At 65.1% G+C, this 26,619-nt stretch carries 23 protein-coding genes; 8 read left to right on the top strand and 15 right to left on the bottom strand.

The genetic code is table 11. The features are described from left to right. Positions 1–9: 9 nt before the first annotated feature. On the bottom strand, positions 10–855 hold the full coding sequence (locus tag BZG29_RS12600) for a DUF5672 family protein (protein WP_077403108.1): 846 nt from the start codon (positions 853–855) through the stop codon (positions 10–12). A 151-nt stretch (positions 856–1,006) separates the two neighbouring features. Beyond that, positions 1,007–1,462, bottom strand: coding sequence for a hypothetical protein (locus BZG29_RS12595; protein ID WP_077403105.1), 456 nt, complete (start codon positions 1,460–1,462; stop codon positions 1,007–1,009). 182 nt (positions 1,463–1,644) lie between these two features. On the opposite strand from BZG29_RS12595, the gene BZG29_RS12590 reads away from it, so the two are divergent. After that, complete coding sequence (locus BZG29_RS12590) at positions 1,645–2,124, top strand: PACE efflux transporter (RefSeq protein ID WP_077403102.1); 480 nt, start codon at positions 1,645–1,647, stop codon at positions 2,122–2,124. Here the strand turns inward: BZG29_RS12590 and BZG29_RS12585 are convergent. Then, positions 2,088–2,981, bottom strand: coding sequence for a LysR family transcriptional regulator (locus tag BZG29_RS12585; RefSeq protein ID WP_077403099.1), 894 nt, complete (start codon positions 2,979–2,981; stop codon positions 2,088–2,090). The genes BZG29_RS12590 and BZG29_RS12585 overlap by 37 nt on opposite strands. Positions 2,982–3,051: 70 nt before the next feature. Between BZG29_RS12585 and BZG29_RS12580 the strand changes: the two genes are divergently transcribed. Continuing rightward, positions 3,052–3,255, top strand: a complete 204-nt coding sequence (locus tag BZG29_RS12580; RefSeq protein ID WP_077403096.1) for a DUF3460 family protein — start codon at positions 3,052–3,054, stop codon at positions 3,253–3,255. 6 nt (positions 3,256–3,261) lie between these two features. Here the strand turns inward: BZG29_RS12580 and BZG29_RS12575 are convergent, their stop codons facing one another. Both BZG29_RS12575 and BZG29_RS12570 read right to left on the bottom strand, forming a co-directional pair. Continuing rightward, entirely contained in the window at positions 3,262–3,978 is a 717-nt protein-coding gene (locus BZG29_RS12575; RefSeq protein WP_077403093.1) for a DUF882 domain-containing protein, read from the bottom strand. A gap of 158 nt (positions 3,979–4,136) precedes the next feature. Continuing rightward, the gene (locus tag BZG29_RS12570) at positions 4,137–4,970 is read right to left on the bottom strand and encodes an EAL domain-containing protein (RefSeq protein WP_077403090.1); all 834 of its coding nucleotides are present in this window, start codon (positions 4,968–4,970) and stop codon (positions 4,137–4,139) included. Positions 4,971–5,222: 252 nt separating this feature from the next. On the opposite strand from BZG29_RS12570, the gene BZG29_RS12565 reads away from it, so the two are divergent. Next, complete coding sequence (locus tag BZG29_RS12565; RefSeq protein ID WP_253192898.1) at positions 5,223–6,017, top strand: class II glutamine amidotransferase; 795 nt, start codon at positions 5,223–5,225, stop codon at positions 6,015–6,017. Between the two features lie 66 nt (positions 6,018–6,083). On the opposite strand, the gene BZG29_RS12560 is transcribed toward BZG29_RS12565, so the two are convergent. Continuing rightward, entirely contained in the window at positions 6,084–6,614 is a 531-nt protein-coding gene (locus tag BZG29_RS12560; RefSeq protein WP_077403083.1) for a GNAT family N-acetyltransferase, read from the bottom strand. Between the two features lie 301 nt (positions 6,615–6,915). Here BZG29_RS12560 and BZG29_RS12555 point away from each other — a divergent pair, with 301 nt between their 5' ends. After that, entirely contained in the window at positions 6,916–7,971 is a 1,056-nt protein-coding gene (locus BZG29_RS12555; protein WP_077403079.1) for a sulfate ABC transporter substrate-binding protein, read from the top strand. A gap of 58 nt (positions 7,972–8,029) precedes the next feature. On the opposite strand, the gene BZG29_RS12550 is transcribed toward BZG29_RS12555, so the two are convergent. Continuing rightward, positions 8,030–8,524, bottom strand: a complete 495-nt coding sequence (locus tag BZG29_RS12550) for a hypothetical protein (RefSeq protein WP_077403075.1) — start codon at positions 8,522–8,524, stop codon at positions 8,030–8,032. Between the two features lie 176 nt (positions 8,525–8,700). Here BZG29_RS12550 and BZG29_RS12545 point away from each other — a divergent pair, with 176 nt between their 5' ends. Next, positions 8,701–8,919 (top strand): TOBE domain-containing protein, encoded by a 219-nt coding sequence (locus BZG29_RS12545; protein ID WP_034757699.1) that lies wholly within the window; start codon positions 8,701–8,703, stop codon positions 8,917–8,919. 51 nt (positions 8,920–8,970) lie between these two features. On the opposite strand, the gene BZG29_RS12540 is transcribed toward BZG29_RS12545, so the two are convergent. The 3 genes from BZG29_RS12540 to BZG29_RS12530 are packed head-to-tail and all read right to left on the bottom strand — an operon-like array spanning position 8,971 to position 11,429. After that, a complete protein-coding gene (locus BZG29_RS12540) occupies positions 8,971–9,399 on the bottom strand; it encodes a DsrE family protein (protein ID WP_077403072.1) in 429 nt (142 codons plus the stop codon). Positions 9,400–9,441: 42 nt separating this feature from the next. After that, complete coding sequence (locus BZG29_RS12535) at positions 9,442–10,191, bottom strand: LytTR family DNA-binding domain-containing protein (protein ID WP_077403069.1); 750 nt, start codon at positions 10,189–10,191, stop codon at positions 9,442–9,444. Beyond that, positions 10,188–11,429, bottom strand: a complete 1,242-nt coding sequence (locus tag BZG29_RS12530) for a histidine kinase (RefSeq protein WP_077403066.1) — start codon at positions 11,427–11,429, stop codon at positions 10,188–10,190. The genes BZG29_RS12535 and BZG29_RS12530 overlap by 4 nt, the downstream gene beginning before the upstream one ends. 416 nt (positions 11,430–11,845) lie before the next feature. Here BZG29_RS12530 and BZG29_RS12525 point away from each other — a divergent pair, with 416 nt between their 5' ends. Continuing rightward, a complete protein-coding gene (locus BZG29_RS12525) occupies positions 11,846–12,724 on the top strand; it encodes a serine hydrolase (protein ID WP_034778183.1) in 879 nt (292 codons plus the stop codon). A gap of 67 nt (positions 12,725–12,791) precedes the next feature. Here the strand turns inward: BZG29_RS12525 and BZG29_RS12520 are convergent, their stop codons facing one another. Next, positions 12,792–13,727, bottom strand: a complete 936-nt coding sequence (locus BZG29_RS12520) for a DMT family transporter (RefSeq protein WP_077403063.1) — start codon at positions 13,725–13,727, stop codon at positions 12,792–12,794. Positions 13,728–13,836: 109 nt separating this feature from the next. Between BZG29_RS12520 and BZG29_RS12515 the strand changes: the two genes are divergently transcribed. Continuing rightward, positions 13,837–14,736 (top strand): LysR substrate-binding domain-containing protein, encoded by a 900-nt coding sequence (locus BZG29_RS12515; RefSeq protein ID WP_077403060.1) that lies wholly within the window; start codon positions 13,837–13,839, stop codon positions 14,734–14,736. A 7-nt stretch (positions 14,737–14,743) separates the two neighbouring features. Here BZG29_RS12515 and BZG29_RS12510 read toward each other — a convergent pair whose 3' ends face one another. Beyond that, a complete protein-coding gene (locus tag BZG29_RS12510; RefSeq protein ID WP_077403057.1) occupies positions 14,744–16,669 on the bottom strand; it encodes a methyl-accepting chemotaxis protein in 1,926 nt (641 codons plus the stop codon). Positions 16,670–16,867: 198 nt separating this feature from the next. Here BZG29_RS12510 and BZG29_RS12505 point away from each other — a divergent pair, with 198 nt between their 5' ends. Next, complete coding sequence (locus tag BZG29_RS12505; RefSeq protein ID WP_077403055.1) at positions 16,868–17,530, top strand: thiol:disulfide interchange protein DsbA/DsbL; 663 nt, start codon at positions 16,868–16,870, stop codon at positions 17,528–17,530. Between the two features lies 1 nt (position 17,531). Here the strand turns inward: BZG29_RS12505 and recD are convergent, their stop codons facing one another. From recD to recC, 3 genes are read right to left on the bottom strand one after another with little or no spacing between them, the layout of a single operon-like run. Further along, a complete protein-coding gene (gene recD, locus BZG29_RS12500; RefSeq protein ID WP_077403052.1) occupies positions 17,532–19,490 on the bottom strand; it encodes an exodeoxyribonuclease V subunit alpha in 1,959 nt (652 codons plus the stop codon). Then, complete coding sequence (gene recB, locus BZG29_RS12495; protein WP_077403049.1) at positions 19,480–23,139, bottom strand: exodeoxyribonuclease V subunit beta; 3,660 nt, start codon at positions 23,137–23,139, stop codon at positions 19,480–19,482. The genes recD and recB overlap by 11 nt, the downstream gene beginning before the upstream one ends. Beyond that, positions 23,136–26,555, bottom strand: coding sequence for an exodeoxyribonuclease V subunit gamma (gene recC, locus BZG29_RS12490; RefSeq protein WP_077403046.1), 3,420 nt, complete (start codon positions 26,553–26,555; stop codon positions 23,136–23,138). Before recC ends, recB begins: the two co-directional genes overlap by 4 nt. Positions 26,556–26,619: the final 64 nt, after the last annotated feature.

Genomic DNA, 26,619 nt, shown 5'->3' with positions numbered 1-26,619 from the left:
CCAGGACGGCTATGCGCGCGGCGACGCCGGGCGCGGGCGGACGTGCGTGAGCGCGTGCATGCCTGTACGCAAGGCAAGCAGGCAGGCATCGCCGAATAGCGCCGCACCGCCGTTGATGCGCCGCCGCAATATCCTTGCCGCCATCCGGTAGCGGCCGGAGCGATACAGCTGCTTGATCAGCCCGCGCGCGGTTGGCGCATGCATTATGGCATCGTCGCACTTGCGCAGGTAATCGGTCAGTTCCGTGTCGTCCAGCACTTCGCCAAAGTTGAAAAAACCATGGAAACCGAACGTGGGACCGGCCGGCATGATGCCTTCGAAGGCAAAGCTGGAGGCCAGGCCCGCATCGGCGAAACGCACGCCGAATTCCTCGCGCAGCCGGTCGCCATGCAATTCGCAGATCGCATAATCCTCCGGATGGGGTTGCGTGATGGCCAGCTGCGGCAAGACGTCGTACAGGCGCCGCGAACGCAGCGAGAAGCCGCCATTGCCGACGGCTACCGGACGATGCGACCACGGTGCGCCGATATAATCGCAGTCGAGGAAAGCGCTCTGCCATTGACGCGCATCAACGATGAAACTATCCCACTGCATGACGAGCGCATGCGTGCCGCTGAAATGGGCGCCCAGCTCATGCACCATGAATGCCGAATACGCTTCCACGCTCTCGATGGGGGCGATCAGCACCTGGCGTATATGCGGGGGCAAGTCATGCAGGCGGGAAGTGAACAGCAGGCATTCCTTGAAATCGGCGCCGGCCAGGCAGCGCTCGATGGCAAAGCTGGCCAGCTCGGGATAACGCGTTTCCACGCACACCAGGCTGATGTCGCGGAGGTCCAGCTTGTCATTATGCATTACAGGCTTTTCATCGAATGGAGGCGGAAGGCATGCCAGGCGCGGGCATGGCATATTTTGCAACGCCCGCATGATACAGCGCAAACGGGAGCGGGACAAGAGGCATGAAATATGGAGCATGGCCGCCCGGCCCCGGCGGCGCGCGAACGGCTCAGCGGCCCATGCCGCGCCGGCGCAAGCCGAAATCATGGCCCACCACCAGCAAGGTGCTGGCCACCAGGCTCGATAGCCCCACGATCAACTGGATCAACTTATCGTCAGGCAAGATCCACAGCGACCCATCCGGCGTCTCGCAGCCCGTGGCCGCGCTGATCAGGGGAGAAACCCAGGCCGCGTCCGGCGTCACGTCGAGCACGACGGCGCCGTCGGCGCTCGTCTGCATATAGATATCGCCCCCTTCGGCCAGGGTAAAGCAGATGCCCACGCCCGTTTCCGTGGCGCGGATATTGTCCTGCATGCTGCGGTTATGTTCTTCGATCCACACTTCCACGTCGTACGGCGTTTCCAGGTGCTGCCACGGAACGGGGCGAAAACGGGGACGTTCGTCCGCGCTGGCGGGGGTATCGGCGGGGGTATCGGGGATGTTGCTGTCTGCTGCGCCTTGCATGCTCGTTGACCTTTTCTGCGGTGATGCGGCGGGACCGGTTGCCTGCCAGCCGCCATTATCCACCGTTCGCGGCACGCACGGTATTCTCACAGTGAATTCATCAGAAAAACTGACAGCTATCGACTTCAAACATCAGTACACCTGACTTAAAATACCCGCCATCTCTTCTTTACAGGCTTTACATGCAAGGCATCAAACGCAAAATCGTCTACGTCACCGCCTTTGAAATCATCGGCATGGCCATTTCCACGGCCTGGCTGACCCTGCTTTCGGGCGAGTCGCCCACCAGCACGGGGCCGCTGGCGATCATGATCACCACCATCGCCGTGATCTGGAACCTGCTCTACAACACGGCCTTCGAATACTGGGAAATCCGCCAGGTGTCGCGCACGCGCACCGTCTGGCGCCGCATCCTGCACGCGATCGGCTTCCAGATCACCCTGGTCATCTACCTGATCCCGCTGATCGCCTGGTGGCTCGATATCAGCCTGTGGCAAGCGTTCGTGCTGGACTTCGCGCTGATGCTGATCATCCCGTGCTACAGCTTCATTTTCAATTACTTCTTCGACGGCCTGTTCGGCGTGCCCCTGTCGGCGCAGCAGCCGAAGGAAGAAGCGCCCGATACTCAGGGCGCGACAGTTTCCGACGCTGTCAGCAACTGAAGAAAGGACCGCGCCGCCATGCCCAGCGGCCGGTCCTTCATCCACACCAGGTGGATGGGCACGACCAGGCCATTGCCCGTATTCTTGAACGCCACGCAACGCACCCGCCCCGCCGCCAGAGAGTGCTGGATGGCCGAGGCGGCAAAGTTGCCCCATCCCAAGCCCGCTTCCACCATGGCCAGCGCCATCGGCAAGCTGTCCGTGCGCCAATAGGACAGCCCCACCACGGGGCGCGCATCGGCCAGGTCGAGTTCGCGGCTGGCGACGATGATCTGGCGCAAATTCACCAATTCCTCGATATACAAGGGCTGGCCCGCCGCGCTGGGCGGATGCTGTGTGGAAATAATCGCCAGCAAGGCATCGCTGCCCACCAGCTGGAACTGCTCCTCGTGATTGATGCGCCCGCCTGCGAAAGCCATGCAGGCGCTGATGCGGCCCCGGTGCAGCATGTCGAGCACATCGTCCTGCGGCGCCGTCAGCACTTCGATGTCGAGCAGCGGATGGCGCTGCGACAGGGCGCGCACGGCGGCCAGGAAGGGCGTATGGTCAAGCTCGGCCGCGATACCCAGCGAAATGCGGCTTTCCAGACCCTGCGACAATTCCTGCACGTGCAGGTGCAATTGCTTCAGCTGCTCGGCGATCAGGCGCGCGTGGGGCAGCAGGGCCAGCGCGGCCGGCGTGGGCACGGCTTCGCGCGCGCCCCGGTCGAACAGGGTGATGCCCAGTTCCGCCTCGATGTTGGCCATCGCCATGCTGACGGCCGACGGCGCCCGCCGCAAGGCGCGCGCGGCGGCCGAGAACGAGCCGCCGTCGACGACGGCCAGGAACAGTTCGATGTTATGGCTGGAGAGTTTCATGGGCTGGATGAGAAAAGTAGCGGCACTTTCTGGCGCGCCGGCGGTCGAATCATGTATGGAAGGAGGCAATATGCGCCATCGACTGCCCTACCGCCGCGGCGGCTATGTTTCGGAATTCACGCGCTTCATCGACACTTACCTGCAAGCGCATCCCGAGGTGCAAGCCAGCCAGCGCCTGGGCTGGCGCATTTACTGGGAACGCCCCGTGAATTTCGACGCATGGCGGCGCGCCGGACGCGATAGCGTACCGGAGCCGCCCTACCACTACGACTAGAAAGCCTTAGCCCTTCCAGGTGCGCTGGAGGCCCGTATCCGCATGGATCCAGCCGCCACGGGGGCCGGAGCGGTAATAGAAGCCCACGCCGCCCTGCTTGAAGCTACGCACGAGCGAACCGAGCACTTCCGCGTTCAAATTCGCCACGCGGATGTCGGCGGCGCGGCCCGAGATGTGCAGCGACTGGCGCGCGGCCGGCACGCCCGCTTCGCGCAGCTTGCCATTCGATTCGGCCGTGCGGTAGCCCGACAGGATTTCCAGCGGCTGCTCGATGCCGTAGCGGGCCACGAACGCCTGTGTGCCCCACAGGGTTTCCAGCAGTTTCGGGTCGATGGGCGCCGTCTTCTTGCCGTTCACGTCGCGCAGCAAGTGGCACAGTTCCTGGTAGGCGGAATCGATGACTTCGCCATCTTTCCAGTACAGCAGCCTGGCTTTTTCATTGCTGGCCGGGCGCACCACTTCCAGGGTGCGTGGCTTGAGCCAGAATTCCAGGTCCAGCGCCTGTGCGTCGAAGATGTCGGGAGGCGGTTCCATCTCGGTGATGGCCGGGCGCGGCTGCGAGGTGATCGAGCGGTCGATGCTGGCCAGTTGCGTCGGCTGGGGCGGCACGCCCGTGCGCGGCGCGCGCGGCTTGGCGCCGGCCGAAGCCGAGGCGGGAGCGGCCGTGCGCGAGGCGCAGCCGATGAGAGGGGTGGCAACCAGGCCCAACGCGGCCAGGCCCATACCGTGATGTAGAAAATTTCTGCGCGATGCCATAGTCAGTCCAATATAACGATGGGAATACTATAGCGTATTGTGCTGCGAAGAAAAACCCTCATTTTCTATCGTCTCTGCCTGTTTCTCACGTATTTTCCGCTGAGCCTGCTTAAGCGGGAAACTGCTCACGCGGCCGCGCTGGCGGCCGCATCCTGCTTTGCCTGCGCCAGCGCCGTCAATGGCTTGTCGAGCAGATAACCCTGGGCCACGATGGGCAAGCCCGTGATGGCGGCGACGCGCTGCAGCGCGGCCAGCGCGGCCGGCGTGTCGAGGCGCTTGAAGACGACGCGGATTTTCGCCGCATGGCACAGGGTGACGAAGCTGGCGACGGCCTGCTCGTCGCTGAGGTTGCCCGCGTCGAGCTTGAACGCATGCGGGTGCAAGCGCTCCAGCATGCCCGTGGCCTCATGCACGCTGGCCACGTTGATGGCCAAGCGGAAACCGTTGCGCCGGTAATTGTCGGCCACATAGTTGAGCAGCCAGCCCTGGTTCGGCGTGACCGTCGGCAATTGCAGCACGATGCGCTCGATGGGCAAGCCCAGCGCGTCGAGGATGCGCTGGAAGGCGTGGCCGTGATTGCTGCTGACGGCGCTCAACAGGCGGTCATGCACGTTCAGGTACAGGTCGGCCTGCTCCGCTTCCGCCTGCCGGAAAAAATTAATGGCGTGCAACATGCGGCACAGCCGGTCCAGCTCCACGGATTCATCGTCGCTGGCCGCATGGTCGAGCAAACGCCACAGCGACAAGCCCTCGTCCGCCTTCGACACGCTGCGCGCCAGCCCTTCGAACGCCACCAGCTTGCCGCTCTCGAGCTCGCGCAGCGGCTGGAAGGCGCTGGTCATGGTGCAATTGAAAAAGCGCCCCAGCGCCCTGCCCTCCCCGTCGAGCCAGACGCTGGTGCCGGCCTGGGTTTGGTGCGACAGGCGGGCCAGGTAGTTTTTCAGGACGGGAAATGGCATACGTGCTCCTTCATCGGGCTGCGCCAGCTGCCCTGATGGGGAAGGCGGCGCCAAAGTGTGCAGAGTAAGGCAGCGCCAAGCAAAGGAGAACGAATGGTTTCGCCATTTGATATGCGTCCAGCATATATGGCCGCAACAATGGACAGCGCATAACGATAGTCGGAAACATTCGTTCCAGCGGCCTGCCCCGGCCTTTACTGTGGGCAGGTACCGATACCATCAGGAAGGGCCGCCATGTGCCAGTTACTCGCAATGAACAGCAGCAAGCCAGCGGCGCTGGGATTTTCCTTTGCCGGCTTTGCCGAACGGGGCGGACGCACGGACGAGCACCGCGACGGCTGGGGCATCGCCTATCATTCCAGTAGCGGCTGCACCTTGCTGACGGATCACCTGGCGGCCATCGATTCGCCGCTGGCGGCCCGGGTGCAGCAGCATCCCGTGAAGGCGAAAAACATCGTCGCGCACATCCGCAAGGCCACGCAGGGCCGCATCGCGCCGGAAAACACGCACCCGTTCGCCCGCGACCTGTGGGGCAAGACCTGGTCCTTCGCCCACAATGGCGACTTGAAAACGTGGCGCGCGCCCGCCAATGGGCACTACCGTGCCAGCGGCGACACGGACAGCGAACAAGCGTTTTGCCACCTGCTGGCCCGCTTGCGCACGCAGTTTCCCACGGGCGAACCCGCGCGCGCCGCCTTGCGCGCCGCCATCGGCGACGTGGCGCGCGAGATTGCCGCGCACGGCACCTTCAATTTCATCCTGTCGGACGGCGAACTGCTGTTTGCCCACTGTTCCACGCATTTGCACTATGTGATACGCGAATACCCGTTTTCCGTGGCGCAACTGATCGACTGCGAGCGCAGCATCGACTTTCGCCAGCATAATCACCTGGACGACCGCATCGCCGTCATCGCCACGCACCCGCTGACGCAAAACGAGGACTGGCTGGCGTTCGCGCCCGGCGAACTGAAACTGTTTGCCGGCGGCACCTTGCTGCCGGCAAACGATAGCGTGCAACAAGGCGTGTATATCCAGATCAGTTACTGAAGGGAACTATTCAAAGAGGGGAAATGGCCCGCCGCCGGATGGGCGGGCTGAAGTGCAGAAAAGCCGTCAGGCCGAATTGCAGTTGCAAAAGCGCTTGCGCTTGGGGTCGCCGCTGGCGATGCCTGCGGGGTCAATCTGTTTCCAGCAAAAAATCGTTTCCACGCCATACGGCGAGCGCACATTGCCCGCCTCGATATAGCCCTGCTTGACGAAAAAGGCCTGGCTGCTGGCCGTGCTGTGCAGTTGCAGGGCCTTGATGCCCCACTCGCGCGCCTGCGCTTCCAGCTGCTCCACCAGCGCCTTGCCGGCGCCACGGCCTTGCGCCTCGGGCAGCAGGTAGCACAGGGCCAGCTTGCCGGCGCGCGTCAGCAAGCCGACGCCGACGACGGCGCCCGCCTCGACTGCGACCAGCGAAAAATTGGTGGGCGACGCGAACCAGCACGCCACCATCTGCGGTGTTTTATTGCCCAGCCAGGCTTCCAGGATGGCCGGATCGTCCCGATGATCGAGGCTGCAGCATTCGACGATGGAGCGTCGTAATACGTTGCACGCCTCGAAAGCGTCGGTCGATGTTGCAATACGAATTTCAAGACTCATGTACGCTCACAAAATATTCCAGTTGCCGATGCAGGCGGTTTTACCCCTGTATCGCGCGATTCGACTATACACCAAGCGGCGCTTTCGGGTTTTTTGCCGCACGCCACGGACCGGTTTTGCCTGTAGCGCCATGCGTGCAGACTAAGTGCTGATGCGCATCTTGCCCACGAATGTTTCCAGAAATCGATATATGTTTTTTAGCGCAAACGGGAATCGAATCTAAGCATATTACGAAAAATTCGTTTCTTTTCCGGCCGGAATTTTAGACTATGTCTATCTATTCTCACAACAAGAGTTCAACATGACCCATTCCACCGCCGTATCGACTGCCGCAGCAACGCTCACCCAACGCTCGCGCCGCTGGTTCCTGGCCAGCGCCCTGGCCGCTTCCGCTGCCGCCATGAGCCTGCCGATAGCCGCCAGCGCCGCCGAACCGGTGGTCTTGCTGAACGCGTCCTACGACGTGATGCGCGAACTGTTCAAGGACGTGAATCCCGCATTTATTGCAGATTGGAAAGCCAAAACGGGCGAAACCATCACCATCAAGCAATCGCACGGCGGCTCCAGCAAGCAGGCGCGCTCCGTCGCCGATGGCCTGGAAGCGTCCGTCGTGACCATGAACCAGGCGAATGACATCGACATCCTCGTCGACCGCGGCCTGGTGGTGGCCGACTGGGCCAAGAAATTCCCGAACAATGCGGCGCCGTTCTACTCGACCATGGTGTACCTGGTGCGCAAAGGCAACCCGAAACACATCAAGGATTGGGACGACCTGGCCAAGCCCGGCATCAAGGTCATCGTGCCGAACCCGAAAACCTCGGGCAATGGCCGCTACACCTACCTGGCGGCGTGGGGCTATGCCGTGAAAAAAGGCGGCACCGAAGCGCAGGCGCGCGAGCTCGTTACCAAGCTGTTCAAGAACGTGCCCGTGCTCGACGGCGGCGGCCGCGGCGCCACCACCACCTTTACGCAGCGCGAAATCGGCGACGTGCTGGTGACGTTTGAAAACGAAGTGCAACTGGTGCGCGCCGAATTCGGCGATAACTTCGAGGTCGTGTATCCAAGCATCTCCATCCTGGCCGAGTCGCCGGTGGCCGTCGTCGACAAGGTCGTCGACCGTCGCGGCATCCGCAAGGAAGCCACGGCCTACCTGCAATACCTGTACTCGGAACCGGGCCAGGAACTGGTCGCCAAGCACTACCTGCGCCCCCGTTCGGCGGCAGTGGCGAAGAAATACGCGGCCAGCTTCAAGCCGATCACCCTGTTCACCATCGATGATGTCTTTGGCGGCTGGAAACAAGCGCAAAAGAAACATTTTGACGATGGCGGCGAGTTCGACAAGATTTATCAGAAGTAAGCTTGCGCCACATCAATAAAAAACCGGGACGAGTCCCGGTTTTTTTATTACCGCCGCGTCACTGCTTTTTCAGCAGCAGCTTGAATTGCGGCAGCCAGCGCCCGTCCACCAGCATCTCGCTGGCCGCCTCGTAGGCATCGCCCGACGGCGTCCAGCGCACGCGGTAGGTCAGCGCCTTGCCGCCGGCGCCTACGTATTGCGTGGCAGGAAAGTCGAGGCCGCCGTCCGCCGGCAACATCGTGCCGCGGCTGTAGCCGCCGCTGTTTTCCACATACAGAAAGGCTACCTTGCCTTCGGCGGCATCGTGGTAATACGTGGTTTCGCCCACGTAATCGGGCTTGCCGGGGCTGCGCACCGTGTGCACGTCGCGCAGCATCCGGCCGCCATACAGCCACTGGAAACAGTGCTCATCCGTCTGCTTACCACCAGGAAATTCGCCCTTCCAGCAATGCCCGGCCAGGAAAGCCATCGGTTGCAGGGCAGCGACCGGCTGCGCCAGCGCGGCAGAGGTGAACAACAGCAGGGGCAACAACGACAGCAGACATGGACGCATGGCAAACCTCCCCCGTGGATATACCGACGAGTATAGGCGAATAATATGCTTGCGGCGGCATCCGCGCGCCATTTCCGCATATCGATATGCGCATCGATTCGTGGTCAAAAGCGCGCGCGCGCCGTACTCTGGCCTTGTCGCGCCGCACGGCGTATTACGGACACAAAGGAAACATCATGGCTATCTCGGAAGTAAATGTACGCAACCAGTTTCGCGGCAAGATCAAGGAAATCATCTTTGGCCCCGTGGTGTCGGAAGTGGACGTGGAAACGCCGCACGGCATCGTCACCTCGGTCATCACGTCGCGCTCGATCAAGGACCTGGACCTGAAAGTGGGCAGCGAAGTCATCGCGCTGGTGAAATCGACGGAAGTGTCGATCGCCAAGATCCAGTAAGCATCGCCTGCCCATGCGCCGCGCCCTTGCCATCTGGCAACGGCGCGTGCATCAGGGCTTGATGTACACATAGCCTTCCTGCGCCTGCAGGCGGCTCAGTTCGGCCACGCCCGACGGCACGATGACGGCTTCGGGCAGCACGCGCTGGCGGTCGATATTGCGTCCTTGCAAGGTGTTATTGCAGACGCGAAAGCTCACGCCCCGCTTGACCAACTCGCGCACCGCCACATCATACGGATAGCCCTGCTTGTCGATGGCGCCGTCGAGCAGGAAGTCGATGCCGGGACCGTGGGCGACCAGCACGATGGTCGCCTGCGGGCTGGCATCGAGGTGGTTGCGGATATTCCTCAGCGCAGCCGTGGCATTGCTGGCGTCATTGACGTGATACACAACCTTTTCCTCCTTCTGCGCCGCGTGGGCGGCAGTACAGGAGAGCAAGGAAAGAAGGATGGCGGCGAACCAGCGGCGTAGAATTGTCATGAGAAGTCCATATGGTGGCAGATTAAAAACATTGCCATCATATCAATCCCTGAACAAATAGGTAAACGTGCGGCTGACGGGCAGCTTTTCCGCGCTGCCGCGCAGCAGCACCTGCATGCGCTCGGCGTCGATGCGCTCGGCCGCCTCGATGGCTTTCACGTTCACCATGGTGCCGCGGTGGATTTGCCAGAACTGCTCCGGATCGAGGCCGCCCAGCAAATCCTTCAACGGCGTGCGCACCAGCGCTTCCGAGCCGGCCAGCACCACGCGCGTGTACTTGGTGTCGGCCTGGAAGAACAGCACGTCGTCGATGTCGATCAGGCGGATTTGCTTGCCCACGCTGGCCTTGATCCATTTCAGTTTTTCGCGCGGCGGCGCCGGCAGCGCCGCGCGCAGCGACTGCAGCAGATGGGCCATGTCGGCCGGCTGGGCGCCCAGCTTGTCGCGCAGCCGGGCCAGCGCCCGCTGCAGGCGCTCGGCCTGCACGGGTTTCAACAGATAATCGACGGCGCCCGCGTCGAAGGCATCGACGGCATACTGGTCATACGCAGTGACAAATACCACGTGCGCCCGCGTGCCGATACGCTCGGCCACTTCCAGGCCCGACAGGCCCGGCATGCGGATGTCGAGGAAGACCACGTCCGGCTCATGTTCGAGGAAACCGTCCCAGGCATCGTTGCCGTTTTCCGCCACCAGCACGATGCGCGCCTCGGGCCAGGCCAGCGCCAGCATCGTTTGCAGGCGTTCGCGCATCAGCGGTTCGTCTTCGGCGATCAGGATGGTGGCATTCATGCGGCGGTTTCCTTCAGATTCATCGGCAACACAATTTCGGCGAGCACGCCCGCTTCCTCGCCATCTTGCACGCGCACGCTGGCAGCGGCCGCGGCCAGCTGCAGCCGGCGGCGCACATTTTCCAGGCCCAGGCCGCCTCCAGGCGCACTCGCGGCGCCCAGGCCCACGCCGCTATCCTGCACGCGCAAGCGCATGGCGCCGTCCCCGTCCAGCACGGCCGAGACGACGATCTCGCCGCCCCGCAGCGATGGCTCGATGCCATGCTTGATGGCGTTTTCCACCAGGGTCAGCAAGATCATGCTGGGCACTTGTATCTGCGCCAGGCCGGGCGGCAAGTCGAGGCGGAAGGACAGGCGCGCGCCCATGCGTACCTGCATCACTTGCAGATACGCTTGCACCACGTCGAATTCCGTTTGCAAGGGCACCTGGTCGGCGCGCATCTCGGCCAGGCTGGCGCGCAGGAAGGCGATCAGGTTGGCCGTCAGCGCGGCCGCCTGCACCGCCCCGTGGGCGCCCTGCTCGGCCAGCTGCTGCACCGCGCCCAGGGTATTGAACAGGAAATGCGGTTCGATCTGCGCGCGCAGCAGGCGCAGCTGCGATTCGCTCAGTTCGCGCGCCAGCCGGTCGCGCTCGGCATCCTGCTGCAACTGCAGGGCCAGCGCCTCGTACTGGCGGTTGCGCCAGATGGCCACGATGGTGATCGGCACCATATACACCAGCCCGGCCGTCAGCGCGGCCCAGCCGCCCACGCGCGCGCCCCGCTCCAGCGCCGCGCCGAGGGAGCCATGACCTTCCAGCATGGCGCGCAGCACGCCGATCGCCACACCGGCCAGGGCCGGCACCAGCAGCAGCAACAGCACCTTGAGCTTGCGCTGCGCCAGCTTGCGGTAATTGAACCAGACGCCCAGCACGCCCCAGGCCATCGCCAGGCCCAGGACATTGCTGAGCACCACGGCCTTGGCCCAGCCGACCTTGTCGGGCAGCAGCAAATGCAGCACGACGCCGATGAGGCTGAACAGCAACATCAGCCTGGCCGCCGCCAGGTAAAAACCGGCGCCCCGGTACTTGAGCATGAAGGCGTGGAATTGCTGGCGCTCGATCGGCGTCAAGGTGATGAGCCGCAACGCCACCCAGCGCCGCCAGCCTGGCGGCAACTGGGCCGCCGTGTCCGGATGCGCAAGCACTGTGAGGGTTTCATCGTCGTAACAGCGATACCATCCGGCAAATTTTTTCCACATGCTGCGTTCTCCTTGTCGTGTCAATCAGGCATGAACGCAGTCTACGGCGCCCCTGTTGCAGGGCATAGCGCGGGGCGACGAAGCACGAAGCGGCAGGCATCAACGACGAAGCGCGCGGCGCCTGCCGGACCATGGCTGCCAATATTGCTGAAATAATACGAAGTTTCCAAGACGAAATCAATAATCACGCAACAATTTTCACTACGGCAAGATTCGCCCCATTTATTTGCCAAATTGGCCGCAACGCCGCCTGTCGCGGGCCTGTACCGTAGACATCGCTTGATCTTTAATGGTATTGTTTAAGCTTGGCAAATATTGCCTCCGAGATACACGCTGCGTCCCCGCGCGGCCCGCTTCCGGATTTGCGCGCAGCGCCCACGATGGCGCCCCAAAACTGCTTTCCCACATACAATCCCATGCTCAAAAAAATGTTCGCCGCGGTGCTGATGACGCTTTCGACAGCGGCCATCGCCGTGCCCTTCGGTTCCCAGTCGATCCTGGTGGTCGAAGACGGCACAGGCAAAGTCTTGCTTGAAAAAAATTCCAACGTGGTGGTACCCATCGCCTCGCTGACCAAACTCATGACGGCCATGGTCGTGCTCGACTCCAAGGCGAATATGCAGGAAGAGATCAGCATCGACCGCGAGGATGTCGACACCCTGAAGCACAGCACCTCGCGCGTGCCCGTGGGCGCCACCCTGAGCCGCCACGACGTGCTGCAACTGGCGCTGATGTCGTCCGACAACCGCGCCGCCGCCTCGCTGGCGCGCACCTTCCCCGGCGGCCCGACGGCGTTTGCCGTGGCCGTCAACGCCAAGATCAAAGCCCTGGGCATGCGCCAGACCGTGATCGAAGAGCCGACGGGCTTGTCGCCGAACAACCAGTCGACGGCGGCGGATCTCGTCAAGATGGCCGTGGCCGCCTCGCGCTACCCGGAAATCAGCCGCATCACCACCGATTCGAAGGACGTGATCCAGATCAAGGGCCGCGACGTGGAATACCACAACACGAACCGCCTGGTGGGCGCCAAGGGCTGGGATATCGGCCTGTCGAAGACGGGCTACACGAATGAAGCGGGCCGTTGCCTGATCATGCGCATCAAGTCGGCCGGCAAGTTCGCCACCATGATATTGCTCAACGCGCGCGCCAATTCCGTGCGCGCCATGGACGCCGTCAACATCCGCCGCATGCTGGCGGCCGAAAACGGCATCGAAGAACCGAAAGTGATGCGCGCCTCCGTCAGCCGGCACAAGAAGGCGCCGGCCAAGCCATCGAAGCGCCGCCGCGCCCGTTGAGCTATAAGTTAACCCTTGAAATGCCGGGGTCGGCCCCTCAGGGTCCGACCCCAGTCCTTGCTTAGGGTTAAGCCTTGATTTGCCGGTTGGTCATCACTACGCCGGCAATCGTCACCGCGCCGCCCACCAGCATCGACGCCAGCACCGGCTCGCCCAGCAGCGCCGCCGCCAGCACGATGCCGAACACGGGCACGAGGTTGTTGAACACGGCCGTGCGCGACGGCCCCAGCGCTTTCACGCCCTCGTAATACCAGACAAAGCCGATCACCGTGCCGAACACGCCCAGGTAGCCGATGGCGGCCCACACTTGCCAGCCAAAGCTGTGCCACGGCACCGTCGGGAATTCCACGGCCGCCCCGACCAGCAAGAAGGCCAGGCCCCACATCGACGCATACGTGGTAGCGGCAATGGGCGAGAGGCCCTTCAGCGCGACGCGGCCGATCAGGGTGTAGGCGGCCCAGCTGGAAATGCCGCAAAACATGAACACCTCGCCCATGCCGATGCCGCCGCCCGTGCCGTGCAGCACGCCGGCCAAGTCGCCGCGCGTGATGACGATGGCCGTGCCGCAAAACGCCAGCATGATGCCCAGCCACTTGAACGATCCCAGCCGTTCGCGAAACAGCATGGCCGAGGCCAGCGCCGTGACGATGGGATTCAGCGCCACGAACAGGGCCGTGCGCCCGGCCGGCATGCGCGACAGCGCCGCCAGGAAGCACAGGTTATATAAAAAGATGCCCGTCAGGCCCAGCGCGGCCGTCGTTGCCAGCTGCTTGCGGTCCAGGCGCGGCAAACCCCCTTCCAGCTTCCACGCCAGCGCGACGAGCAGCAGCACGGCCACGCCGAAGCGGCCGCTGGCGGCCGTCATAGGCGGCATCTGCTGCGCCAGCACGCGCCCCGCGATGAAGGTGCCGCCCCAGAACAGGGCGACGAAGATCAATTTGATGTAGACGAGCGGCGACTGCGCGGCGAGCAGCGGAGCCTGGGGTACGGCGGAAGAAGACATGGGAGTTCCTGTAAAGCCGCTTGCGCGGCGGGTAGTGTCCCTATATATTAATACTAATATTGACTCATGAAATAATGAGTAAATACTCATATAACAGGAAAACCACAGCATGACCTTCACGCAACTGGAAATTTTTACCCTGGTGGCCGAACTGCACGGCTTTTCCGCCGCCGCCGCGCAGCTGGGCATCAGCCAGTCCGCCGTCTCGCATGCGTTAAAAGCGCTGGAAAAGGAAATGGGCGTGGACCTGATCGTGCGCCATCAGGCCTCGGCCGAGCTGACGGACGTGGGCCGCCAGCTGCTCGTGCGCGCGCGCGAAATCCTCGGCCTGTCGGAAGCGATGCGCCAGGAAGCGGCCGACGTGCTGGGCCAGCGCCAGGGCAGCTTGCGCATCGGCTCCTTCGGCCCGACGTCTTCCTTGAATCTGCTGCCGGCCATCACGGCGCAATTCCGCCTGCGCTATCCGGGCATCGACCTGCGCATCGACGAGGGTGCAGACCATGAAGTGGTGCAGTGGATACGCGAACGCCGGGTCGATGTCGGCTTCGTCGTGCTGCCCGACGAGCGTTTCGATACGGCGCCGCTGGTGGAAGACCAGATGATGGCGCTGGTGCCGCGCAGCCATGCGCTGGCCAGCGAAACCGCCATCACCCTGGCCCAATTATGCGAGGGGCCGTTCATCATGTCCGAGGCGGGCTGCGCCTGCCTGATCGAACCGCTGTTCGCCAACGCGGGCCTGCAGCCGAATGTGCCCTACCGCATCAGCCAGGTCATCACCATCCTCGACATGGTCAGCCGCGGCGACGGCGTCTCCATCGTCGCCGAACTGGCCCTGCCGCAGCGCCTGCGCGAACAATATCCGGAGCTGGTCGCCCTGCCGCTCAATCCGCCCGTCAGCCGCAAGGTGGGCCTGGCCGTGCGCGACCGGCGCCAGAACACGCCGGCCACCAACGCTTTTTTCGAGGTGGCCAGGCAGATGGCGCCGACCCTGGCGCCCCGGCGCGCCTGAACGCTGCTTAGAATGTTTCCCACTCGTCGCTGCGCTCGGGCTTGGCGGCGGCCTTCGCTACCGGGCGGCTGGCGATGCGCGGCGCGATGGCAGCGCGCACCACGGGCCTGGCCGGCGGCTGCACGGCGACCGGCCCCTCATCGAGCTTGAACACGCCCACCACCTGCGCCAGGGTGCTGGCCTGGTCTTGCAGGCTTTCCGCCGCGGCGGCCGCCTCTTCCACCAGCGCTGCATTCTGCTGCGTCACCTGATCCATTTGCGCGATCGCCTGGTTCACCTGTTCGATGCCGGAGCTTTGCTCGGCGCTGGCGGCCGTGATCTCGCCCATGATGTCGGTCACGCGGCGCACGCTGTCGACGATTTCCTGCATCGTCGCGCCAGCCTCGTCGACTAGGCGCGCGCCCGAATCGACCTTGCCCACCGAATCGTCGATCAGCAGCTTGATTTCCTTCGCTGCGCCGGCGGAGCGTTGCGCCAGGCTGCGCACTTCCGTCGCCACCACGGCAAAGCCGCGTCCCTGTTCGCCCGCGCGCGCCGCTTCGACTGCCGCATTCAGAGCCAGGATATTCGTCTGGAAGGCGATGCCGTCGATGACGCTGATGATGTCGACGATCTTCTTCGACGAATCGTTGATCGAGGCCATGGTATCGACCACCTGCGCCACCACCTGCCCGCCCTTGCTGGCCACGCCGGATGCCGATTGCGCCATCTGGTTGGCCTGGCGCGCATTGTCCGCATTCTGCTTCACCGTGCTGGTCAGCTCTTCCATCGAGGCGGCCGTTTCTTCCAGCGAGCTCGCTTGCTGTTCCGTGCGCGACGACAGGTCCTGGTTGCCGGCGGCGATTTCCGACGACGACACCTTGACCGATTCGCTGGCCGTGCGGATTTTCACGAGAACGGCGGCGATCTTGTCGATGAAGCGGTTGAAGGCGCCGGCGATCTGCGCCAGTTCATCCACGCCGGAAGCGTCGAGGCGGCGCGTCAGGTCGCCCTCGCCCGAGGCGATGTCGTCGAGCGCATCGCGCACCAGTTCCAGGCGCTTGAGCATTTTAAAGACCAGCAGCGACAGCAGCAGCGCCGCCAGCCCCGTCAGCAAAGCGGCCGTGACGGTGGCCGTCGTCAGCATCGTCTGCAAGGCTTGCATGGCTTCCTGCTGGTCCAGCACCACGGCCAGCAGCCAGTCGGTGCCGGCCACGCGCGTCACATACAGCTTGCCGTCGCGGTCATTCAGGCGCACGGCATCGCTCGTGCGCGTGCTTTCCAGGCGGTTGACCTGCGCGGCCGACAGCGCCGCATCGAGTTTCGCCACCGGCTGCAGGCTCAGTTCCTTGTTCGCATGGGCGATGATGGTGCCGCTCTGGTCGACGAGGAAGGCAAAGCTGTGCGGCGTCGGCTTGATCGCCACCACATTGGCGATCACCGTATCGAGCAGCACGTCCGCGCCTGCCACGCCGCTCAGCGCCTCTTTCGGGCCGACGGGCGCCGTGAACGACACCACCAGCTTGTGGCTGGCCGCGTCCACGTACGGCGGCGTGAGCATCGGCACGCCCGCCTTCACGGTGTCCGTGTACCAGGCGCGCGCCGTCGGGTCGAAATCGGCCGGGCGGCCCGGATGGGTAAACACGGAGCGCTTATTCGCGTAGCCGATGAACACTTCCGCAAAATCGCCGGCCTTTTCCGCGATCTGGAAAGCGCGCAGCGGATCGGGCGTCTCGGCCGACATGACGATGGACGCCATGACCTTTTTCTTGCCATCGACCCATTGCGCCAGCACGGCCGACTGGCTTTGCAGCAGTTGCTGCATCTGCTGGTCCGACGACGCCAGCATGCTGCTGCGCGTGGTGATGTAATTGGCGACCGACAAGGCCAGCATGGACAGCACGACGATGGCCACGCAAATGAGCACCAGCCGCGTGCGAAGGGAAGACAACATGATGGACTCCTGGTTTTGATGTTAATGGAATGACACAGCGTTTTCGCTCCGCCACCCTGTCTTTGCATTTTCACACAAAAATTGGAACAATATTATTCAATATTCGGAATAATAAACGTTTATTACATCAAAGCAACACCATCTAACATTGACGCCCTATTATGATTGCCTTATAGTTAATTTTTCAAGGGAGCGTCCATGCGTTTGCACCAAGTCATCCTGGCCTGCGCCAGCTTTGTCGCCGCCGGCGCCTTTGCCTCGCCGCAAGTACCCGTGCCGGGTGCCGATTATCTGGTGCTGGCCACGCCGCAACCGGTGCAGGCGGCGCCTGGCAAGGTGGAAGTGATCGAATTTTTCATGTACCACTGCCCCGCCTGCAACGCGCTGGAGCCTGGCCTGGCCCGCTGGGTCAAGGAGAATGCCGCCAGCGTGTCTTTCCGCCGCATCCATTTGCCGCACACGCCGGCAAACGATCCGGAAGCGCATTTGTTCCTGACACTGGAAGCGCTGAAGAAGGAAGAAGCGCTGCACGCGCAAGTCATGCACACCTGGCACGTGGAACGCAAGCGCCTGGCCAGCGACAGCGACAACCTCGATTGGGCGCTGAAAAATGGCCTGGACAAGGCCGCCTTCGAAGGCGCCTACCAGTCGTTTGGCGTGCAGACCAGGCTGAAAAACCTGCCCCGCCTGGCCGCGGCTTACCAGGTCGACAGCACGCCCACCCTGATCGTGGGCGGGCGCTACCTGACCAATCCATCGATGGTCGCCGGCGCCAACCCGGGCTTGCCGCGCCAGGGCGTGGAGCAAGCGACCCTGCAAGTGGTGCAGGCGCTGGTGGCGAAGGCGAAGCTGGCGAAGTAAATCAGCCGATCAAGCCGCGCAGCCCGCTGGCGCGCTGCGTGCGGCGCAGGATCGCGTCGAACAGCACGGCCTGCGTGGGCGAGACCAGCGTAAAAAAGTCGCGCGCGCGCGTGATGCCCGTGTAGACCAGTTCGCGCGCCAGCATGGCGCCGCCTTCCTGCGGCAGCACCAGCACCGTGTGGCGAAATTCCGAGCCTTGCGACTTGTGCACCGTCATGGCGAACGCCGTCTCCACGTGGCGCAAACGCGTGGCCAGCACGCTGCGCACGTTCTCGCCTTCCAGGAAATACACGCGCAGGGAGCCGGGCCGCGCAGGGTCGCGCAAGGTCAATCCGATGTCGCCATTGAACACGCCCGTGCCGTAATCGTTGCGCGTGACCATCACGGGACGGCCCACATACCATTCGCTGCGGCGTATCAGCCCTTCCTTTTCCAGCCGCAGCTCGATGGCCGTGTTCAGGCCCGCCACGCCCCACTCGCCCTCGCGCACGGCGCACAGGATGCGGAACGCTTCAAAAGCGTGCAGCACGGCGCGCACCCAGTCGTCGTGCTGCGCATAGCCCTCTTCGCCCGCATTCACCAGTTCCAGGTAGGGCTGGTAGCCGCCCGGCGCATCGCTCCTGCCGCGCAAGGCCAGGCGCAGCACCTCGTCCGGCTGCGCGGTCACGCTCCACGCCAGCTGGCCGCCGCTGTCGCCGGCGAAGCACGCCTTGGCCAGATCGGGTCTGCCGCCATTCACGGCCAGCGCCAGCTCGCCGATCGGACCGCTGAAACGGTGGCTATGGCGCAGCATCACCGTCTGCTGCGCCAGCGCGCCCGCCGCTCCCGCAAAGGCAGGTGGAATGGCCACGCCGCTGGCCGCCTGCGCATATGCGATGGTGTCGGCCGTATAGCCGCCCGCCTGCGCGTCATGGCACAAGTCGCCCAGCACGGCGCCCGCCTCCACGGACGCCAATTGATCCTTGTCGCCCAGCAGGATCAGGATCGCCTTGGGCGGCAAGGCGTCGAGCACCGACGCCATCATCTCCAGATGCACCATCGACGCTTCATCGACGATCAGCACGTCGACCTCGAGCGGATTGCCCGCATGGTGGGCAAAGGCACGCGTATCGGGCCGCGCGCCCAGCAAGCTGTGCAGGGTGCGCGCCGCGCCCATGCGCCGCGCCAGTTCCAGCAGGGGCAGCGCGTCGCCCGCCTTGGCCGCCAGGCCTTCGAGCGCCTTGTCGATCGACTGTTTTAATCGCGCGGCCGCCTTGCCCGTCGGCGCGGCCAGCGCGATGCGCAGCTGCTCCGGCTGCGGCGAGACGGCAAACAGCAGGGTCAAAAGGCTGGCTACCGTGTAGGTTTTTCCCGTGCCGGGGCCGCCCGTGATGATGGCCACCTTGCCGCGCAGGGCGACGGCGCACGCCACCTTTTGCCAGTCCGGGCCACCGTCCCGGGTCGGCTGGTCGAACAGGATGTCGAGCCATTGCCGCACCTGCGCCAGCGGCGGATTCGTCAAATCCTGCGCCCGCACGGCGATTTTCCCGCCCACCAGGGTCTCGTCGCGCCAGTAGCGGCGCAGGTACAGGCGGTCGCCGTCGAGCACCAGCGGCTGTTTCACGTCGGGCGCACCGACGCGCCACACCTGCGGCGCGCGGGCCAGCAGCGCGCGCCAGCCGTCAAGCGATGCGGGCAGCGGACCGGAAACGGCCAGCACGCCATGCCACAGCTCCTCGCTCCAGCCCAGCAGCTGCGACGGTTCGCCGGCCAGGTCCGCCAGCATCAAACAGCTGTGGCCCCGCCCTTCCAGCTCGGACAGCACCACGCACGCGACGGCCACGGCGGGCGCATCCGGCGCCTGCTCGTCCAGGCTGGCGATGAAGCGGGCAAAGGCGGCGCTCAGGCGGCGCAGATGGCCATCCCCGGCGACGCCGTCGACATGGGCAAACAAAGCGTTCATCTGTGCGTCATGCTGCATGGTGTTCCGTTTCTTCTAACAGTTGATCGAGGCCGTCCAGCAGTTCCAGCTGCGGCGCCAGCCAGTAGCAGCCATGCGTGTCCGCGTTCGCGATGCCGCGCAGGAACAGGAAAATGGCGCCGCCCAGGTGTTCGGCCGGATCGTAGGCGTCGCCGAGCCGGCTTTTCAGCAGCCGATGCAGGGCCAGCATGTAGATGGCGCCCTGGATATCGTAGCGGTGCTGCGCCATGCCGGCCGCCAGCGCGGCCGTGTGATAGGCCGCGTCGTTGGCGCCCAGCGCATTCGACTTGTAGTCGAGCACCCAGTAGCGCCCCTCCCTTTCGATGACCAGGTCTGCAAAGCCTTTCAGCATGCCGTGCAGCTGGCGCCGCGGCAGCAAGGGACGCGGCGCGCCGTCGAGCAGCAAGCGCGTGCACAGCTGGTCGAGCGCCCCAGTGGACAAATGCTCGCTGGGGAACCAGAACTCCATCTCGGACAGGGTGCTGTCCAGTTGCGACAGCGATGCATCGAGCAGCGGCAGCGGCGTGACGGCGATTTCCCGGAGCCAGGCGATGGCGTCTTCCTGGCGGTGGCCCCAGCCCGCCCGTTCGCAGCGCGCGGCCAGGCGCGTGTCGAAATTGGTATCGTGGACGCTGTCAAAACCTTCGCTGCCCATCCACTCGAGCTGCTCGTGCAGGAAATTGCCGGGCACGGAACCGCGCGGGAAGCGGTGCCATGGCGCGTCGCCCGTCTGCAGCGGCGAGGCGGCGGGCACGCCCGTGCCATCTTCCAGCAGGGTTTCTTCCAGCGCCCGCTGCGGCACGTGCGCGGCTGCCACGGCGCCGATCTGGCGCGTCAGCGACGTAAAGCTGCCCACCGACCAGTCGCGCTCGAATTCGCCCGCGAACACGGGGGCGGGACGCAACTCGGGACGCCGCTCGACCCGGTCCAGCACCGTGCAGGCGTCGGGCTGCGCCAGGGAAGTCGCGTAGATGGCGTCGCAGCTGCCCGCCACCTGCTGCCAGCGCAACAGCAATTGTTCCGCCGGCAGCTTGTCGCCGCCCGTCAGCAGGTAGCCGAGCGCCGATTCGTGCAGGGTGTTCTCGCCCGCCTTGCGCGCCGCCTGGGCGGCCACGCCCAGCCACAAAAAGTGGCGCGCGCGCGTCAGGGCCACGTACAGCAGGCGCAGGTCTTCCTCGATGCGCGCCTCTTCAACCGCCGCCATGGCTTCGTCGGACAGCGACAAGTCGAGGCGGCGCTCGCCATCCTCGCCCGCATACTCGAAGAAGCTGCGGTTGCGTTTATCCACCTTGCGCGCCGTGACGGCGAACGGCAGATACACGAGCGGGTATTCGAGCCCCTTGGATTTGTGCACGGTGATGACCTTGACCAGCTCCGCATCGCTTTCCAGGCGCAGCACGCGCTCGTCGCCGCCCTCGCCTTCGCCGGCAATCTGCTCGGCCAGCCAGCGTATCAGCGCCTGCTCGCCATCGAGCTGGCGGCTGGCCGATTGCAGCAGTTCGGCCAGGTGCAGCAGATTCGTCAGGCGCCGCTCGCCGCCCGTCTGCTGCAGCAGCATGGCGGGCAATTGCAGTTCGTGGATGAAGCGGCGCAGCATGGCCAGCACGCCCTGGCGCTGCCAGATCAGGTGCAGGGCCTTCAGCTGCTCGACCCGGCGTTCCCACTCCAGTTCATCGCTCGACAGGCGCGCCAGCTCGCCCAGCGACAGGCCGATGGTGCGCGTGGCAAACGCGGCGCGCGCCAGGCCCCCGTCGAGCGGGTTGGCCAGCGCCGCCAGCCAGCGCAGCACGTCTTGCGCTTCCTCGCTGTCGACGACGGAATCCTTGTCGGACAGGTAGACGCTGGCGACCCGGCGGCGCGCCAGCGCGCGGCGGATGGCGGCAGCCTCCTTGCGGTCGCGCACGAGGATGGCGACGTCGGCCGGCTGCAGGCGCGTAAAACCGTCGGGACCGTCGAAACCGGCTTGCGCATCGCCCAGCATGGCGACGATGTGCTCGGCGCAGTGCTGCGCGAAATACTCGCGGTAGCTGTCGCCGCGCAGCCCTTCATCGCTGGCGCAGGCGGCCAGCAGGGCCGGCAGCGGGCCGCCGGCGTTCACCAGCCATTCGTCGCGGCCCTTGGCGTCGACGGCCTCGAACGGCAGCGGATTTTCATCCCCTTTGCGGTAGCGGAAGGCACCGGCAGGCACCTCGGCGCGCTCGGCGTGCAGGAACAGCTGGTTGACGGCCGCCACCAGGGGGGCCGTCGAGCGGTAATTGGTGCCCAGCTGGTAATGGCGGCCCGTGGTGGCGCGCCGCGCCGCCAGGTAGCTCTGGATATCGGCGCCGCGAAAGCCGTAGATCGACTGTTTCGGGTCGCCGATCAAAAACAGGCCCAGCGCCGGGTCGTTGTCGGCGATGCGGTACAGCAGGTTGAAAATCTGGTACTGGGCCGGCGCCGTATCCTGGAATTCATCGACCATGGCCAGCGGATACTGGTCGATGATGCGCTGGCGCAGGGCCGCGCCATTCTCGCCGGCCAGCGCGTCGTGCAGCCGTTGCAGCATGTCGGCAAAGCCGAACTGGCGCGACTGGCGCTTCAACTGATCCATGCGCCGCGCGATGGCCGCCGCCGCGTGCAGATGCAGCTTGTGCGCCAGCGGCGTGAGGGCCGCCAGGGCCGTCCCCAGCGCTTCCGTATGTTCGAAGCACTCGGGCACCTGCGCCGTGAAACTCTTGGCAAACGCATCCTCGATGCCGAACGGCGTCAAACGCTCCCACGCCTTGGCCGTAATGGCCGGCAGCAGCAACAGCGGATCCTGCGCCCAGCGGCGCAAGCCGTCGAACCACTTTGCCAGGTTCTCCGGCTTCATCTTGACGCCGTTAAAACACTTGGGATTGGCGGCGCGGTGGTCGTTGATCCAGGCGGCCATCCGGTCGACGCGCTCGACCCAGCCCGCCTTCAGGGCGGCCAGCTGCGCGGCCAGCGCCCGCTGTTCGCGCGCGATCAGGGCAGATAACGGTTCTTCGTCGGCCATGCCCATGATGTCCGCGCGGCGCGCCAGCTCGCGCGCGCCCTTCTTCAGCGCGCCCACGTCGGGCCAGCAGGCCAGCAGCACGTCGAGCGCCTGCGGCGGCAAGGGATAGACTTGCTGGCGCCAGTAATCGTGGGCAGCATCCTCGAACAAGGCCTGCTCGTCGCTGACCAGTTCTTCGTCGAACAGGCTGCCGCTGTCGAACGCGTGCTCGCGCAGCATGCGCTGGCACCAGGCGTCGATGGTGAAGATGGCCGCTTCATCCATCGTCTCGGCGGCCAGCATCAGCCGGTGCGCGGCCTTTTGCCGTTCGCTTTCGTCCGGATAGGACTCGAGCAAGGCGTCGAGAAACGGGTCGCTGCCGCCGGATTCGTGGCGAAAATAAGCGGCCGCCTCGATCAGGCGTTCGCGCACGCGGTTCGACAGTTCGCGCGTGGCGGCGCGGGTAAACGTCATCACGAGGATGTCGGCCGGCAGCAGCGGCCGCGTAAAACGGCTGTCGTCGTCGCCATGCCCCAGCACGAGCCGCACGTACAGTGCGGCGATGGTCCAGGTCTTGCCCGTGCCGGCCGAGGCTTCGATCAAGCGCGAGCCGTGCAGCGGAAACGCCAGGGGGTTGAGCAGATGGCTCGTCATTGTTCTTCTCCCGCGCCGTCATCGGGCGCGCTGATCGGGTCGATGGTGATGTGTTCTTGCAGCCAGTCGGCCAGCGGGCCATACAGCTCGCGCGTGCAGTCCTGCCACGCTTCCTCGGCGGCCAGCGCGGAAAACTCGGGCCACAGGCGCGCCAGGCACAGTTCATCGCGCTCGCCCGAGATATCGAAACCGCCATCGTAGACGGCGCGCGGGTCCCCCTGCTGCACCAGCGCCAGCCCCGTCTTGCACGCCGTGGGCAGCGGATGGTTCATGCCTTCGCGCCACAGCGCCAGCAAGGTGGCCAGGGCGGCGCGCGAAGCGGCCGGATCGAGCGGCGCCATGCTGACGATGGCGTCGCGCGCCACCAGGTAGCCGGTGACGGGGAAGCCGAGGGCGGCGGCGGCCAGCTGGCGCAGCCACATCAGCATCAGCTTGTCGCCGCGCGCCAGGCCGCCCTTGTCCGTCACTTTCGAGGAAATCTGCATCAGCCAGGCCGTCTCCCGCCCGTTGCTGCACAATTTGTCGAGCCAGTCGTCGATCTGCAGCTCGCCAAACGGCAGGTTGATGGCGCGCTTGTCGGCCGCGTACGGGAACGAGGCGCGCAAGGACAGCCACGCGCTGCGCACGGGCACCAGCGCCTCGACCAGCTGCGCCTGCACCTGCCGGCCGATCAGGCCGATGGGCAGCACGCCTTCGCGCGCCAGCTTCGCTGCGCGCGCTTCCAGGCTGGCGCGCACGTCGTCCGCCGCTTCCAGGGCGCCGCCGTCGTCGAGCATGGTGTCTTCCAGCAGATAGCGCTCGAGCGCATTCAGGCCGAACGGTTCTTCATCCTCGCCCAGCATGGCGGCGTCGGCGAAATACACGCTGAGGCGGCGGCGGAAAAAGTATTTGACGGGTTGGCGCAAAAAGCTGGCCAGCTCGCCCAGCTTCAGCCGCGTGCCGGGATCGAGCTCGTAAGGGCCCAGCGGCAGCACGGCGGCCTGCGCATCCGCATCCGCATGCGCGACACGCCATTCGCGCGCATAGGTGAGCAAGCCATCGGCCTCGAAATAGCGGCGGCTGAACGGCTGCAGCGCATGCTCGGTGGTCAGCGATACCAGGTGCCGGTCCAGCGACCAGCCGGCCGCCAGGTAATCGCGCAGCTGCGACACCAGCACGGACGGCGGCTGCTCGGAATTGTCACGCACATTGCGCCCCACCCAGCTCACGTACAGTTTGTCGCGCGCGGCCAGCAAGGCTTCGAGCATCAGATAGCGGTCGTCGTCGCGGCGCGAACGGTCACCCGGGCGCGCCATGCCGGGCAGCGCCAGCAAATCGAAATCGGCCTTTGGCGCGCGGCGCGGGAAATCGCCATCGTTCATGCCCAGCAGGCACACGACGCGGAACGGCACGGCGCGCATCGGCATCAGGGTGCAGAAGGTCACGCCGCCGGAGACGAATTGATGGTTCAGGGTCGGCTCGTCCAGCGCGCCCAGCCACGCCACGCGCAGCACGGACAGCGGCACCGGCTCGACGAAGCCCGCATGTTCGCAGGTTTCCAGCCAGCCCTGCAAGGCGCCTTCGAGCTGCGCCAGGGTCAAACGGTCGCCTTCGTCGCCGGCGTCAAAGAAGGCCGCCAGCAGCGCGCGCGCCTGCACGCCCCATTCGGCCGGCGTGCGCGCGCCGGCCAGCACGGTGCGCCAGTGCAGCAGCGCCTCGACCAGCTGCGCCAGCGAGCCGGCCAGCGCCGCATCGAGGCCGCCCACTTCCGCATACGGTTCGATGCCGCCAAAGCTGGCGCCGCTGCCGCTGGCATAACCAAGCAGCATGCGCCGCACGCCGAAGATCCACGCATTCTGTTCCCCGGCCGCGCCCAGCCCCAGGCCGGCGCGGTGCGCCTGGTCCAGGCCCCAGCGCACGCCCGCCCCTTCGATCCAGGCGCCCAGGGTGGCCAGGTCGTCCGGCTGCAGGCCAAAGCGGGTGGCCAGCGCGGGCACGTCGAGCAGGTCGCGCACTTCGCTCTGGCGGCAGCGCTGCTGCGGCAGCTGCAGCAGCCACTCGAGCGCGACGAGCAGCGGATTGACGCTGCGATCCTTCACGTCGCCGATCTCGAACGGAATGAAACGCTCGTCATTGCGCCGGTACTGGCCGAAGACGGCGTGGATGGCGGCCGTGAACGTGTCGATGTCGGGCACCATCACCACCACGTCGCGCGGGCGCAGGCCCGTCTCGGCGCTGTGCGCGAACATGGCCAGCAGCTGGTCGTGCAGCACTTCCACCTCGCGCTGCACGCTGTGCGCCACGTGAAATTCGATCGAGCGGTCGCCGGCGCCGGGCGGCGTTTGTTCATGTTCGGCCAGCGGGCGCAGTTCGCGGATGGCCACCTGCACCTGCTGCAGCAGGGTCTCGCCCGTTTCCTCGCCAAACAGGTCGATGCGCAGGCTGTCGTCGCGCCCCTCGGCTTGCGCGTGCTCGTCGAACTCGTCGAGCATGCGGATGAAATCGCGCCCTTGCCTGCCCCAGCTGGCCAGCAGCGGATGGCTGTGCGCATGCAGCGCTTCGAGCGGGATTTGCGCCAGGTCGGTGCCGTTGCGCTGCCGCTGGCGCTTGTTTTCCGCGCGCAGCAAGTCGCGCCCGTCGATGATGTCGCCCCAGTAGAACTGGCACGGATTCGGCACGGCCAGCACCACCTGCGTGTGGCGCGCCAGCGCGGCCAGCGCCTGCAAGGTCTGGTACGGCAAGGCCGACACGCCGAACAGCACCACGCGGCGCGGCAGCTTGCCCACCGGCGCATCGCCGGCGGCGATCGCCGCCAGGAAGGCGTCGTGGATGTCGGCACGGCCCGTGTCGCGCTCGAAAGCCTCGACATCGGCTGCCACGGCGCGCCACAACTGCGCCTGCCAGCGCTGGTCTTCCTTCAGTGCGATGGCTTCATTGCGGGCCGTGCGCAGCTGGTCGCGCCCCGCCGCCCAGTCGGCCAGCCAGTCGGCGCGGTAGACCTGGTACTGGTCGAACAAATCGGCCAGGCGTTCGGCCAGCTGCAGCCGGCGTTCGCTATCGCCATCGGCAAGGAAGTAGCGCAGCGGCGCGAATACCGGGTCGGCCAGCAAGGACGGCAACAGGCGCATCAAACGCCACGTCAGCGGGGATTTGTCGAACGGCGACACGCGCGGGACGCGCTCGCGCCCAAGCATGCCCCGGTAGCTTTCCCACAGCAGGCGCGCCGGCAGCGCGATGCGCGTGGCGGCGCACACCCCCATCTCCTCGGCCAGGGCGATCTTCAGCCATTCGGCCACGCCGTTCGACTGCACCAGGAAGATATCCGTTTCCAGGGGGGCCAGCGGATGCTGGCGCAGCCACTGGAAGACGGCGGCGCGCAGCTGTTCCAGCTGGTTGCCATGCAGGATGAGGAGGCCGGGCGTGACGGGAGTATGCATGCTGATCCGATGGGTTGCCGCGTCTTCGGCCGGGTGGCCGGAGACGTCAAACGCGTATTATCGC

It is taken from the genome of Janthinobacterium sp. LM6 (assembly GCF_002002885.1).
Classification (GTDB): Bacteria; Pseudomonadota; Gammaproteobacteria; order Burkholderiales; family Burkholderiaceae_D; genus Janthinobacterium; species Janthinobacterium kumbetense.
The sequence above is the reverse complement of the archived record's forward strand: the minus strand, read 5'-3'. Positions and strand labels throughout refer to the sequence as shown.